The 14,088-nt window shown below is 68.2% G+C and carries 8 protein-coding genes and 1 pseudogene; 3 read left to right on the forward strand and 6 right to left on the reverse strand.

Annotated elements, in window-relative coordinates; genetic code table 11:
- Positions 1-154: 154 nt before the first annotated feature.
- Together ACZ7M2_RS52195 and ACZ7M2_RS52200 are read right to left on the reverse strand one after the other, a co-directional pair.
- Positions 155-634: a hypothetical protein gene (locus ACZ7M2_RS52195; protein WP_329524989.1), complete on the reverse strand. Its 480-nt coding sequence runs from the start codon at positions 632-634 to the stop codon at positions 155-157.
- A 280-nt stretch (positions 635-914) separates the two neighbouring features.
- A complete protein-coding gene (locus ACZ7M2_RS52200; RefSeq protein WP_471601336.1) occupies positions 915-5,795 on the reverse strand; it encodes an RICIN domain-containing protein in 4,881 nt (1,626 codons plus the stop codon).
- 981 nt (positions 5,796-6,776) lie between these two features.
- Between ACZ7M2_RS52200 and ACZ7M2_RS52205 the strand changes: the two genes are divergently transcribed.
- Both ACZ7M2_RS52205 and ACZ7M2_RS52210 read left to right on the forward strand, forming a co-directional pair.
- Positions 6,777-7,253 (forward strand): hypothetical protein, encoded by a 477-nt coding sequence (locus tag ACZ7M2_RS52205; protein ID WP_352053359.1) that lies wholly within the window; start codon positions 6,777-6,779, stop codon positions 7,251-7,253.
- A gap of 1,058 nt (positions 7,254-8,311) precedes the next feature.
- Positions 8,312-8,392: pseudogene (locus tag ACZ7M2_RS52210) on the forward strand (AAA family ATPase); the annotation flags it as partial.
- Between the two features lie 21 nt (positions 8,393-8,413).
- Here ACZ7M2_RS52210 and ACZ7M2_RS52215 read toward each other — a convergent pair.
- A complete protein-coding gene (locus ACZ7M2_RS52215) occupies positions 8,414-9,052 on the reverse strand; it encodes an SMI1/KNR4 family protein (protein ID WP_352053357.1) in 639 nt (212 codons plus the stop codon).
- 275 nt (positions 9,053-9,327) lie between these two features.
- On the opposite strand from ACZ7M2_RS52215, the gene ACZ7M2_RS52220 reads away from it, so the two are divergent.
- On the forward strand, positions 9,328-10,008 hold the full coding sequence (locus ACZ7M2_RS52220; RefSeq protein ID WP_352053356.1) for a class I SAM-dependent methyltransferase: 681 nt from the start codon (positions 9,328-9,330) through the stop codon (positions 10,006-10,008).
- A 230-nt stretch (positions 10,009-10,238) separates the two neighbouring features.
- Here the strand turns inward: ACZ7M2_RS52220 and ACZ7M2_RS52225 are convergent, their stop codons facing one another.
- The 3 genes from ACZ7M2_RS52225 to ACZ7M2_RS52235 form a co-directional block, all read right to left on the reverse strand.
- Entirely contained in the window at positions 10,239-11,411 is a 1,173-nt protein-coding gene (locus tag ACZ7M2_RS52225) for a DUF6236 family protein (protein ID WP_355589186.1), read from the reverse strand.
- 806 nt (positions 11,412-12,217) lie between these two features.
- Complete coding sequence (locus tag ACZ7M2_RS52230) at positions 12,218-13,216, reverse strand: YdcF family protein (protein WP_471601337.1); 999 nt, start codon at positions 13,214-13,216, stop codon at positions 12,218-12,220.
- A 470-nt stretch (positions 13,217-13,686) separates the two neighbouring features.
- Entirely contained in the window at positions 13,687-13,917 is a 231-nt protein-coding gene (locus ACZ7M2_RS52235) for a hypothetical protein (protein ID WP_471601338.1), read from the reverse strand.
- Between the last annotated feature and the right edge of the window lie 171 nt (positions 13,918-14,088).

Below are 14,088 nucleotides of genomic sequence, written 5' to 3' on the forward strand. Positions count from 1 at the left end.
GCCGCCCCGAAGCGCTCGACGGCTTCATCACCGAGACCGGACTGCGACTGGAGCCCCCGTAACCCCGTCACCCCACCCTTTCAACCTCAGCGGCAACGCGACTGCACAGCCACAACCGTACTGTTTCCCGAGCGACCAATTGCGCTGTGCAGGTTTACGATCGCAGCTCACCACGGGAATCGAAAAACGATGAAGCCGTGTCGGCAAGATCAGCCAATTCGACATCAGCCAGAATCTCACCATCAGACGATGATTGCACAGAAAAGCGACCGTTACCCTGCGGTTCGATGCATATCTCACCAGCATCCCTCTTAAAGGGATCAATAGCCAACCGCAAGACGTCGTGAGAGAAGAACGGAAACATGCCACTCAAGCGAGAGTTTGACCGCAGCGCGGCCAGCATCTCACGATGAGAGATGCGGTTATCATCCGCCAAAAGGATACCCCAAGCGGTTTCCGCAGGTTCGCCGCACTCGTAACCTTCAGCCATTTTGGAAAACTCGATGAATGGAAAGCGCTCACGCAGAGGCGCAAGAAGTACACCGCTCCGCCATGCGTCGATAACTTCTGCAACGTCTCCCAGAGCGGTCGTGCTCCCGTTTGCCCAGACGAAATCACCCTCGGCACTGTCCATGGAGATTGAAAAGGCTCTCCGGTTCAGGACCGTGCTAATTCTGATGAGTCCACGACTCGAAGCAGCCTCGGCAGTGCGATACACGCTGAGCCCTCGATCCGAGGCAGGTCGTACGTCTCCAAGGTCGAGACCACGGTCTTCCTCAAGGCGCCGAAGCGCCTGAGACAGACCACCATACGCCACTAGCTCTGGGTAGTACTTTGCGTCTGGAGCTTCAGCGAAGCTAGCCATCGACATATCCACGGCTCTCAGGCCTCTCCACGCTGTTGGTTACGATTCATCAGGGACCCCACAGTAGCCACATCTTGGAAAGGGCGGGGTCTGTCGACCAGGCTGGCTCGTCCAACGGCAGCACGTCTCCGTTTGCATCGTAGAGGGTTATCGACTTCCATGACCGTTTCCCTGAGACCACCGACTTTGCAAGCCATGCCATCTCCTGCTCGGTCGCTTTCGATCCCGTCGACATCCCTCTCAGTGCGGAACCGGTAAAGCCGCCAGCGAATCCCTTGGTATTGACGTGAATGTGAATATTGGGGTTGTCGATAGCCGCCATGACCGACTCTTGCCAAGTTCCCCCGTCTGGGAGCTTGCCCATGTAGTGGGTGAAACCCTTGTCAAGGGCCCACTCGACAGTCCCCATATCCTGCGCACCGAGTGCCACATCGGTACAGTTCGTGTTATGGACCAGCACGGGCGTGTCGCCCGCGACCACATAGTACGTGTGGAGGTTGTCGATCGTGAGGTTGTAGGCGGAGTGGAGGCGGTGAAAGTGATGGACGCGGACCACGGTGACGGTCTCGCCGTTGTTGGTGCGCAGGGTCTGGCCGGGTTTGAGATCGCCGGCGTCGATCCATCGGTGGGCGCTGGGTGACCAGAAGGGGTGGTGCTGGGTGGCGGTGATCTGTGCTTTGCCGATGTTTATCGTGATGTCGGCGAAGTCGGTGTCGTCCGGCGTATAGATGGTGCGGGTGACGGTGTGGCCTTCGGTACGACCCGTTTCAGGGTCAGTGGCTAGAGCCACATCACCGATCCGAACGTCCTCGATCGGCTTGGTCGTGCCGTCACCCATCAGTACGCGCGTGGTGCCGGGGAAGCTATTGCGTTCGCATGTCTTGGCAAGAGCTTCGCTGGCTCTCCTGGCGATACCGGCAATGGCCTCGTCGGAGAGGTCGACGGCGCGCAGGCCTTTCCACGCGTCGGTGAAGCCGATACCGGTTCTTTCGGCGGCGTCGACTGCTTTGACGGCGTCGGCGAGTGCGGCCAGAGGCTTCTCGAGCGGAAGGTACGCGGCGATGCTCCAGGCGCAGGCGGTCTTGTCGCCGTGCCAGCAGTCCATCAGGTCTTCGGCGAAGACGGAGAACAGGATCGATCCGGCCACGTCACCAAAGAGGTTCTGCCATCCGGCGCGGACGATGTCCTTGCCGGAGAAGTGATGTGCCCAGCCGTCGATCTCGACGTTCTTCAGCGTCGCCCGCTTCAGGAACTGCCACGCCGCCTTCGGGCACCCCTCCGCCGTGGCCTGGGCCTTCTCGTCGGTGCACAGGTAGAAGTCGGCCTCGTAGGTGACGACCAGGTCGTACTTCGCGTTGCAGCCCTGGAAGGCCGCTTCCGGCATCCCCGGGCAGGTGCCGATCTGCTTGCTGCTGACGATCTCGACGGTGGACTCGTCCGGAACGGGGAACACACCGGGAATGCCCGTACCGGCCCCCTGGGATGCCTCCTTGTTGGCTTCCTCCCGTTCGGTGCGATCGGCGGCGTCCTGGGCTTCCTTGGCGTATTTGTCGGCGTCCTTGGCGGCTTGTTCGGCTTCGGTTGCGGCCGTGTCGGCGCGGGTGGCGGCGGCGCGGGCGTCCTTGGCGTCCTGTTCGGCCTGGGTGGCGGCGGAGCGGGCGGCGGAGGCGTCGAGTTCGGCGGCGTCGGCGCTGTCGCGGGCGTCCTTGGCGTAGCCCTCGGCGTTGCCTGCGGCCTTGTCGGCGGCGGCTGCGTCGGTGGTGGCCTGCTGGTCGTAGTCGATGGTGCGGGCCAGGGACGCTGAGGCTGCCGCTGCGGCGGTGGCGGCGTCGGCGGCGTAGCCGAGGGCGTCCTTGGAGTAGGTGCGGGCGTCGGCGGCGTACTGGGCGGCGTTGGCCGCGTGCTGGTAGGCCTCCTTGGCGTCGCCCTTGGCCTGGTCGGCGAGGTTCTTGGCGGCCTGGGCCTCGGCGGCGGCGTTCTTGGCGTGGGCGTCGGCGACGGCCCGCTGCTGGTCGGCGATCGTCTTGGAGTTCTGTCCGGTCAGGACGACGAGGCCGGCGGCGGAGTCGTTGTCGGCGTAGGGGGAGCCGAGCTGGATGGCGTCGTTGGCCGGGTCGGCGACCTGTTTGGCGGCTGCGCCGGCGTCGACGGCGGCCTGGGCGGTGACGTGGGCGTAGCCGGCGGCCTTCGCCGCGGCCGCGAGTGCCTTGCCCGCTTCTGTGTTGGCGGCGTTGGCCTGGGTCTTGGCGTCCTTGGCGTGCTGTTGGGCCTCGTCGGCGAGCTTGACCGCGGCCTTGGCCTCGGCGGAGGCGTCCTGGGAGGCCTTGATGGCGTCGGCGACCGCGCTGGTCGCGGTCCGTACCGCCGCGTCGGCCTTCAGCTTGTCCGCCTGGGCGGCGTCCGCGTCGGAACGGGCCCGTTTGGCGGCGGCCTCGGCGCGGGTGGCTGCGGCGTCCGCGTCGGCTGCCGCCTGGGTGGCGGCGTCGGCCTCGGAGCGCGCCCTGGTCGCTGCCGTTTCGGCGTCGTCGGCCGCCTTGTCGGCGTCGTTGGCGGCGGTGCGGGCTGCGGTCGCCGCGTCACCGGAGTCGAGGGAGTCGGCGTAGGCGTTCTTGGCGTCGGCCTTGGCGCGGGCCGCGTCGGCCTTCTGCTCGGCGTCCCAGGCGTCGTCCCGCAGGGACTTGGCGTGGTCCTTCGCCTTGACCGCGTCGTCGCGCCGGTCCCCTGCGGTCTTCTCGGAGGCTTCCGCCTTGTCCTTGGCGTCCTTCGCCTTCGTCGCCTGGGACTCGGCGTTCTTGCGGTGCTCGGCTGCCTCGGCCCGTTTGACGGCGGCGTTCTCCTTCTCCGCCTTGGCCGTCTTCTCCTCGGCCTCAGCCGCGAGCCGCTTGGCGTGCGCGTCGGCGGCGGCCGCCTTCGCATCCCCTTCGGCCTTCAGCGCGTCGGTGAGCTTGGCCTCCGCGGTCTCCTTGTCCTTCTTGGCGTTGTCGCGGTGCACCTTCGCGGCGTCGGCCGCGGCCTTGGCCTGCAACTCGGCCTCCTCCGCGGCCTTCTTGCGGAACTCCGCCTTCACCTGCGCGGCCTGCGCGAGCGCGCGCTCGGCGATGGTCTGGCTGTCTCCGCCGGAGGCGCGGGTGGCGGCCTCGGCGGTCTCGCCGGCCTTCACCATCGCCTCAAGCGCGGCCGCCGCACCCTGGGTGACCTGTGCCTTCTGCTGCCCGACCAGCAGACCGCGCCCCCGCGGCGCGCCGCCTGTGTCGGCGATGGTGTAGGAGGCCTGCTCGGCGGTGTCCGAGGCGGTGGCGGCCTTCTTCACGGCGGCGAGCTGGGTCTTGAGGACGTCGAGCTGCTTCTTCGCCGCCGTCTGGGCGGCCGTGATGCCGGCCTTGGCCTTGTCGAACTGGGCCTTGGGCGGCACGGTGCCGGTGTGCCCGGAGGGCGTGACGTCGAACTGCTGCGGCCCGCTGCCGTTGCACGTGTACAGCCACGAGTTGTAGCCGTTGGTGTACTCGTGCAGGTCAAGGCACTTGTCGGTGCCGACGTTGCGCAGGCTGCCGGTGGCGCGGAGGTTGAACTCCCACGTCTGCGCCGGAGAGCCGCTGCACGTCCAGATCTGGATCTTCGTGCCGTTGGCCGGGTTGTTGTTCGAAACGTCCAGGCACTTCAGAGAGTTGACGTTCTGCAGATGCAGTCCCCGGTCGTCGCCGTAGACCTTCCACTCCTGCGCCGCCGAACCGTTGCACGTGTACAGCTGGACGGGGGTGCCGTTGTCCTTCTTCGCGCCCTCGACGTCGAGGCACTTGCCCTGCGCGGCGTGCACCTCGATCACCGCCGGGGCGTCGCCGACCCAGCCGGCCCCGCCCGCGGACCAGTAGTCCTGCCAGCGCGCGAGGTGGTCGGCGACCCACGAGTACCCGAGCAGGTCACCCAGCGCTTTGGCACCGGCCGCCAGCGACTTGGTGGCGTCCTTGCTGGCATTCAGTATCTGGTTGCGCTGCGTGGCCTGAGCGGCGATCTCCTGCTGCCACTCCGTGGCGGCCGTGCCGGAGACGGAGCCCAGCACGTTGTCCGGATCGATCGGGTCACGCCACGCGCACGCGGCGAACCGGGACTTCAGGTCCTCGACCGCGATGCGGTACTCCGCCGTGCCTGGCTGCGGGGCGCTACGGGGGAATCCCCCGGACGCCAGGAACATACGGGCGTTGTCCGCGCCCGCGTTCTCCCCGGGAGCCCCGTGCAGCCACTTGAACGCGTCCCGCTCGGCGAGGGCCCGGTTCCACTCGTCGGCCGGCAGCCCGGCGGGGTCGGGGTCCTTGCCGTAGAGAGGGCTGCCCAGGTCGTCAACGGCCTTGAGGGTCGCCGCGTCCGCCTTGGGCGTGGAGTCGGCGTAGAAGTCGCCGTCGCTCTTCCAGAACCGGTCGGCGGTCCACTTCGTCAGACCGGTCTGGCCGTAGAAGTCCTCCTGCCCGTCCCCCGGGGACCCCGGAGGCCAGTGGAAGTCGGTGTCGGTGAAACCGGCCGGGTTCGTCAGACCCTCGAGCGGCTTCCGCCATCCGTCCCGGAGAGCATGGAGGGCGTCCAGTTCCTTGCCCGCCGCGTCCCGGTCCGTCTGGTATGCGGTGGCGAGCGGGGTCTTCTCCCAGTTCTTCCGGTCGGCCAGCGTATGAAGCTTGTCCGCGGGCTGGTTCAGGCCGTCCTGCGCGGTCGTGGCCATGGACGGGCCGCCCAGCCGCAGTACATCGGCCATGAGGCACTGGTCCTGCCGCAGCTGCTCGGCAGCCGTGTCCACATTCCAGTCGTAGGAGGCAGCCGCCGGGTCGGTGTCCGCTCCACGGCCGAGCAGGTCGGGCTGGACCGCCAGGCCGCCGAGGACGGCCAGCGCGGCCACGGACGTGACGACGGGAGTGAAGAATCTGGATCTTCGTGATCCGGGCATACGCAACCACGGTCTGGGGCGCAACAGAGCATCTCCTTCTTCGTTCAAGGGGGGCGGGCGTAGTCAGGCCCGGTCGAAGACAAGGGGAGAACAGCGGTCCTGAGCGGGAGTCATGGGCGCACAGCGCGGGCTGGACCAGCGTGCGCGGACGGCCGGTGTGACGGCATGGCGAAGCAGCCCCTCCCCGTGGGCGACGGTGTTCCCCCGGTCGCCGAATGACAGACGCGTGTGTCCGGACTGGTCAAGATCCACCGCACGCGGCGCTCACCATAGACACAGAACACGTGAACAGAACAGGGAAAATTCAGGGCCTAAAGGCACACGCACACACCGCTCCGGGGAGACGACACCCGTTCCGGAATACGTCGTTCACGTGCACATCCCATGCGGGACCTGTGCGATTCCTGTGAAACGGAATGAACGCTGAAGTCTCCGACAACTTCCCGAAACCGGCCACCAGGTGATACAAGTCACGACACAAAAGCGGAGAGGGCGATACACCCGCGGGAGCCAGCGCCTCTGAAAGGCGAATGTGCGTTGGCGTGCTCAGCCAGCAGCCGGCCCGTCCCGAACAGGACGAGTCTGCAGGCGCCCTGGCGGCTCAGGACACTCACTTCATCCGCTGCATTGTCTGTCTGTGGTGAGAAACGTGGCCGCACCCGAGCCGCCGGGTCCCTACAAGTGCGATCTCTCGTTCGTCGCAGAGTTCTGGTCCCTGTGCATGCAGGAATGGTCCCAAGTTCATCGGGGCAGTCGTCGCCACCGCTTACCGCTCCCCGTGCATTCGGGGAGCAGCTCAGCTCGGCGGACGTGCGCGGGCACGCCGCGAGACCAACCCCGCGCGTGCGGGGTTGGTCCCGTGCCGGCCCGGAAAGGGCCCGGTCGGAAGCTGGTCGACCGCGCGTACGCCGACAACGCGATCACGGAGTTGGAGCCGGCACCAGCCCGGCCGCGTACCTGCATGACGATCCGCGCGAGGCCGTGGTGGAGCTCGTCCGGCTGGTCGACCGGGTGGTTTTCCCCAGCGACATCCCCAGCCTGCGCAGGACGGCCAAGGTCCTCGTCGAGCCGTCGCCGTCGCAGTTGAGGGCCAAGCACGCTGAGACCCGCGGCGAGATCCGCAGCGCGCTGCTCACCGCTGCAGTCGGCGGGGTTGACCTCCCGGCTGCCGCCATGGACACCCCTCATCAGAAGGCGGTGCGGCAGGGCATTCCCACTACAGGACTGTCCGCCGCCGAGCTGATTGCCGCAGCAACCTCTCCCGAGCCGAGCGACGGCCGCGACGCTGCCCGCACCGACGCCAGCGGCGCGGACGGACTCAACCTCGCCGCGTGCCACGCATGCGTCCTGCTCCCAGAGACCAGCTGCGAGCTGAACAACATCCTGCTCGACCGGGCTCTGCTCGTGGGCTCCCCCGAGCTGGGGATCACCGGCTACTACTCCCAGGCACACGAGTGATCCGACTCGACGTTCCACGGAGGCCCCCCGGTACGGCGCTCCCGTCCTGCACGCGAGCATCCACCCAGGCATCCGCCGGCATCAGCGCAGAAGTGGCCAGCATGATGATCTCGGCTCCCTGGGCCATCGCATCGATCCGGGCGAGATCGGCGGCGACGGCGTCCTGGGCGTCGGTGGCATCAGCGGGCAGGGTCGGGAGGGCGGTCGCCACGGCTGCCACGGCGGCCAGTTCGTGCTCGGTCCCGTCGTCGAGGGGGTGCCCGGTGAGTGAGCGCCAGATGCCGTCCAGGACGAAGCGGGGCTGCGGCTACGCGGGGACCCTGGAGCGGTGGAAGCGCATGCACCGCGCGGCGTGCCGGGATGCGGCCCGCAGCAGCAGCGAAGACACCGGGAACAACCCCCTCTGCCCCGTCGGCCCGTCGGCGTCCGTGTCACCCGGGCGCTGCGGCGTCCGGCAGAGCTGGTCCAGACGGATCCCGCGCCGGCTCCCGTGGCCGCAAACCGGGTCATCGCCCAGCCGCCGGCGGACGTGACGGTCGTGTCCATCGGGCGGCGCCGGAGCTGCCGGTCACCCTCGACATGCCGGGCAAGGTCGCTCAGGGATGCCCCGGATTCGATCTCCTTCTCAGGCCGCGCCATGTCCGCCCTCTTTCTGCCCGGAGCGTGCGACGGCGCGTTCCGCGAACCGTCGTGCGCTGCGCTGGAGTTGGCGGTGTCGGCCGTGGTGGGCCGTCCGCTGTGCCATCGGTGCGGCCAGCACCAACTAGGCGGTCTGCCACGATTCGTCGAGCTGAGCGGGGTGCGCCGGAGGCGTAGGCGTCGGCTTGGTTCGTCAACTCAGCCTGTCTCGTTGCGAGAACGCTGTCCGTGATCTGCGTTGCCTCGTGGTGGACGAGGTAACGGCGGAACGGATCCGGTCGAAGAGCTGATCCGCCGTTCGGACCCTGGAGTAGCGGTCAGCGACGTTAAGATGACATATGGTTACTGGTCTGGAACTGGTGGTCGCGCTCGGCGCAGCGAAACATCGCGAAGTGAATGCCCTCGTCCAGGCGGACGAGGACGTCGTCTCCATCAACGGTCCGAGCTACCGGCTGAAGAACCGGCTCGCCGCGATCGAACGCGACACCAACGTCGCTTGATCAATCGCCCAGCCCGGACACTCAGGCCGCCGCCCACGGCTCAGCACGCCAGCCCGGCAGTTCTCTATCCAGCCATTCCTCGACGGTCCGCCGCCAAGGGTCGGTGGAGTCAGTGCCGACGACATCGGCCCAGGTGTCTTCAGCGACGTCGGGATCGACGACGAGGCTGTCGAGGTAGGCGTCGAAGTCGTCAGCGACTTTGGTGAAGACCCCCTTCGACAGGTATCCCGGGTGAGGGATGCCATGCACGAACGCATGGAGCTGGCCATGGGTGGCCGGGTTCAGGTCCAGGAACAGGGTGTCGCTCCCGCCGTTGCGGGCGATCGGGAGAAGGCCGGCCAGTGAGACCTCATGGGCGAGCCACCCATCACGGCTGCGGCGGTACTCGCCCAGAAGGGTGCCCCAGCCGTATGCGCCATCATCGTCACGGCCGAGCTGATAGAGGTCGTCGAAACTCTGGAGCGGCTCCGGGTCGCAAGCCGACAGTCGGACAGAGTAGGTGAGGCACTCCCCGCCCGCCGTCTCCAGGAACGAGCGATAGGAACGCGGCAGTGGCAGCCCGATCTCCCGTTCGAGACCTTCAACTTCACGGACTTCGAACCGCCTGAACGGCCCCACGACCAGGCGGCCTCGATACCAGCGCGACAACTCCTCAGACACGGCCAGATTGTCGCACCTCGCGGCCTCCCGAAATCCTCCAAGCCCCCCGCGATACTGAACGTCGAGCTGAGCACGTTCGTCCGTACCTGCCTGAGCACTCCGACGAGTACGCGGACACCCAGACCTTCGTCGTCCGCGCGGACGGCGTTCTCGGCGCCGTCCGCGCGGCCTGGGCGGAGGCCAGGACCCCCGGCGGCGGCCGCCCCTTGGACGCCGTTTTGCCGGAGCGGCAACAGGAGTGGCGTGACCGGGCCGCGATGGGTGACGTTGGGCCCGTGACCGACAACATCACGGCGGGATCGCCCGCATCTGACACTTCTTTGCCTGACGACGGATACGTCGGAGACCCCGCGGTGCGGGCGGAGTGGGATAACCGATACGCCGACCGACAACAGTTGTGGAGCGGCCAGCCCAACGGTGCGCTCGTGGCCGAGGTCGCCGGGCTCACGCCTGGGCGGGTGCTCGACGTCGGCTGCGGCGAGGGCGCGGACGCCGTCTGGCTCGCGCGCGGCGGCTGGGACGTGACCGCGCTCGAGGTCTCGGGCGTGGCATTGGAGCGGGCGGCCGGGCACGCGCGGGACGCAGGCGTCGCCGTCCGCTGGGTACATGCCGCGCTGACGGAAGCGGCGCTCCCGCCAGCCTCCTTCGACCTGGTCTCCGCGCAGTATCCAGCCCTGCTGCGCACCCCCGACGCCGCAGCCGAGCGAGCGCTGCTCGCGGCCGTCGCGCCCGGCGGCGTGCTGCTGCTCGTACACCACGCGGGGATGGACACCCAGCAGGCGCACGACAGCGGCTTCGACCCGGCTGACTACGTCTGGCCCTCAATGGTCGCCGCCCAGCTCACCGACGACTGGAAGGTGGAGGTGAACGAGCAACGACCACGCGTGGCACCCAACGGCGGCGCCGGCGCGCACCATGCCGACGACCTGGTGCTGCATGCGCGACGGCTGCGCTGAGCCCCTCCGCTCACACCACCGCCGAGGTCCGCAAGGTCGTCGAGCGGCTCATCGCCGCACCACCCCCCTCCCCCGCTCCGCCGGTGGCGGCAACGCACCGTAAGTACCCGGGCAGGACGTGAGCCGTGGTAGCGGCCTGGTTCGTGGCGTAGCCCCGGCACCTGTGGCTGCGTTCCGTGCAGCGGACGTCGACGTGGTGATCAGGTGAGGAAGTCCAGCGGTGAACGCTTCTACATTCGTTCCGCGGCCAGCAGGTAGGCCGCGGGCGAGTCGGTGCGTTGCTGCTGGCGGGCCTTCACACGGCCGGCGACGTAGGGAAGGACGGTGAGCGTGACCGCCGCTGTCCCAACTGCCAGGTGGCCTCCGGAAACAGCCAGGGCACCTAACGCCGTACCGGAGACGGTTCCAAGGTCTACCTTCAGTCCCAGCAGGCCCACCGTCGATTCGACACCGAAGGCGCGCAACGCCCGGCGGAGTTCATCCAGTTGCGGCTTGGTGGCACGCTCGTAGAGCGCCTGCAGATGCGCTTGGGCGATCTCGGCGTTCTCGACAGCGGCGATCTGTTCCAGTTCGGCTGCCAGAGAGTCGATATGCGCGTGGAAGGCCGCGAGTTCTGGCGCGTACCGCTGCCGAAAGCCCACCAGCCGGGAAACAGGCACGGAGGCGATCCTCTCGGGGCGGATAACCGCGCGGAGCGAGATATGGAGATAGGCGGCCCGAGTGTCCTGCAAGGCTGGAGCAACGGGGCGGCCGAGCAGATCAGCAAGGCGGTCGAGGGCACCCACCGCGTGGTGCATTCGCGGGTCGTCGGTTACGGGTGACAGTGCGTTGTGACGTGCGACGGTGTCGGCCAGGGCAGTCAGATAGACGGTGCCCAGCTTGGGATGTAGGCCAACCCACGGGTCCCGTGCGTCGACCTGGCGGGCCAGGCCTGCCTCGACCAGGTGGTGCCGCAGCTCACGGGACATCTTGGTGCCGGCGCCGCCGCAGTAGATCCACAGCAGTGTCCGATCGTGAGCGGGCTCAGGTGCCCTTTGGCTGGGCGGAGGCAACATGCCGGGTCGATTGCTGTCCGGAAGCGCGAACAGTCCCTCATCCGCGCCCGCATACACGTCGAGTACGGGATCTGCCGCTCGTAGCGCTCTGGCGCCCCACCCCGAAGCCCCACCCTCCCCGAGAAGCTCGAAGAACGCGTCAGCCACCGTCTCCAGATCGTGCCTGCTCGGAGTGATCTCCTGCAGCAGATCGCATTCCTCGCGGATCTCACGAACCACCTCACTGTCGCGATCATCGACCGCGCGCGGACGGAGTCTGACGACCCTCGCCCAGGACAGCAGCGCAAGCTTGAGCCAGCCGCTGTCCTGAAAGTGCATCCACGGGTAGTACAGAGCGATCGATGTCATTTCCCCTCCGGCTGGATCAATGCGCCGTTCCCACGGCACAGTCTGACCGCTCACCGATGAGAATCACGCCCACCACCAGACTCCGGTGAGAACGTTCAAGGTCCGCTGTGGGTTCGGGGTACCAGCCGCTGGCAGGATGGGCCCGACGAGGCGCACCGAGCCCCGTCGGGGGAAGAGGGCGCAGGCATGCTGAGAGCCGGAACAACCTGTACCGACGCGATCAATTTCCTGGATAACGATCTCGCGGCGGGGCTCAACGATGTCTCCCTCCAGCTCCCTCACCGGATGGAGACGGGCGCAAATGCCGAGGCCGACATTCGGGCTGTGCGCAGGGAGTACGACAGGTGGACCTGGAAGGCCGCCGAGGAGCTCAACCGGCGGTTCAGCGACCGGGAGATCGCGGGACAGCTCCGCGCGGGCCGCTACCGGGCGATCCTCACCGCGCCGCCAAGTTCGCGTTGCATGCCGGCCGGCCCGACCTCGGATCGCGGACGTCACCACGGAGGAACTCACCGAGACCGTCCGCAGAATCCCGGCCGGCGACCGCAGACTGACCACTACCTGCGGCTCCTCGAAGCCCAACGTGACGCATCCCAGGGCCGGCGACCTGATCTTTCACCCCCCGGCCGGACTGCTGGAGGCCTCGCCTGAGTAGATCGTCCACGAAACTCTCAGATACCATCCGCTCGCGCTGTGACCTGCAAGCTCCGTCAGCCAGCGGCCACCCCCGCTGTTCGGCGCGGGCGCGGGTTGCTGGCGAAGCCACGCCGACCCTGCTGCCCGGGGCGGCACGCGCGACGGGTGCCTCAGCGCTGGAAGACCGCTGTCGCCACGGGCACCGCCAGCAGCAGGCTGAGCCCGATCAGGGGCAGCCGGTCCAACCACAGGACGGCGGCGAACTCACGCAGGGTCGCGGAGAGCCAGTACGCGGGAGAGGTCGGCGCCCCCACGACGTGGACAACGACGCCGGCGCGACGGGCCAGCAGGGCCGTGCGGTAGACGTGGAAGCCGCTGGTGACCACCGTGGCACGGTACCCGGAAGCAGTGCGGTCCATGAGAGCCGCGCTGAAGCGGAGGTTCTGCCCGGTGTTCGCGGAACGGTCCTCCCGCACGATCCGGCCGGCAGCCACCCCGCGTGCACGCAGGTAGTCGGCCATGGCGTCCGCCTCGGAGCGCACCTCGTCGCCGCCCTGGCCGCCCGAGACGACGAACACCACACCGTCTGCATCCGGTGCGCCGGCGCCGTCGACCGCGAGGGCCCGCTCCAGCCTGCGGCGCAGCAGCGGACCGGGCCGGTCGCCCTTGAGCCCGGCGCCCAGGACGACGACATGGGTGGTCCCCGGCGGCGGGGTGCTGCGGCCCCGGACGAACACGTAGACGGTGAAGGCGAGGAAGAGCAGGCTGAGGTATCCGGCGGCCGCGTTCACCGCCACCATGAGGGCACCCGCCACCTCGCCCCCGACTGTCTGGACGACCGCGTCGAGGCCGAGCACCGCCAGCAGGGCGCAGCCGGCGGCGCCGGTGGCCAGCAGGGACGCCTGCGGTCCGTAGCGCCGGACCAGGACGATGCCGTCGACCAGCAGGAGCAGGCCCAGCGCGAGCATCAGGAGCAGGGCAGCGACGGCGAGCACGGTCACGACGGTGGGGTGAGTCTCCGCACTGCGGGCGGCCTCGCCAAGCCCGGCCGATGTCACCGCGAGGCAGAACAGGACAGCGGTGGAGAACCGGTGCGGCGCCAGCACGGCATGGACGACGCCGCCCACGGCGAACACCGCCGCAGCAAGGTACTCCGGGTGCTCCGGCACGTCCCCCACCACTCCGCTCTCCCGCCCGCCGGGCCTCACCCCGTCCACCCGTCGCCGCCTGCGCATTTCCGGACCCGCGCAGCGCTGCGGGGCCCGGTGCGGACGCCGCCGGACATCCTCGCAGACCCGTCGGGGCGCGCCGTGCGCGGGCGGGCGCCGACGCGATCAGCCGGGGCAAACGGCCGAGACTAGCCAGGGCATCGACGCCGGCAAAAGCAAACCGTCGTCTTCGGGCGGACCGGCATAGGCACCGTTCGAGATCTCGGCTACGAAGGTGCGGTACGGCTCGGGCAGCACGACACCTTGTCGTTCCTCCCAGGTACGAAGTGCCTGCCCAGAGGCTGTCGCCGTACCTCAGCAGGAATCGCCGCCTGCAACAGGGCTATCGCCGAAGTCGTGTCGGTCATCGCCCACTCATACCACCAGCTGCCGACACCTCACCCCGCCCTACCGAAGGCCCATCATCCGCATCAGTCGCTGTTGTTGTTCACGGTGACGTTGTGGCTCAGTTCGGGACGCAGGACGAGGCCGCGCAGGCCTGCGATGGAGGCGATGCCCCAGCCGATGACGGCAAGTCCGGCGGCAACCTGTCGTGCGGGACCGGCTGTTCCCGACCACACCATGACGGTGGTGGCGGCACCCCACAGGATCCAGGTGAGCCGTGCTCCGAAGGCCCCGGTGAGGAACGAGAAAGCCAGCAACCCGGCGCCGGAGGCAACCCAGACCAGGTGCAGGGTGGTGGCGGTGACAGGCAGTCCCGCGGCGTGGGCATGCAGGTTGTGAACGGGGTTTGTGTCTGACCGTTGACCGCATCGGCGTCAGCGGAGGCGAGTGACTGTTTGCTGGGCTTCGAGTGCCTCTCGGAAGCGGAC

The sequence above is a fragment of the Streptomyces sp. NPDC111507 genome, assembly GCF_055638955.1.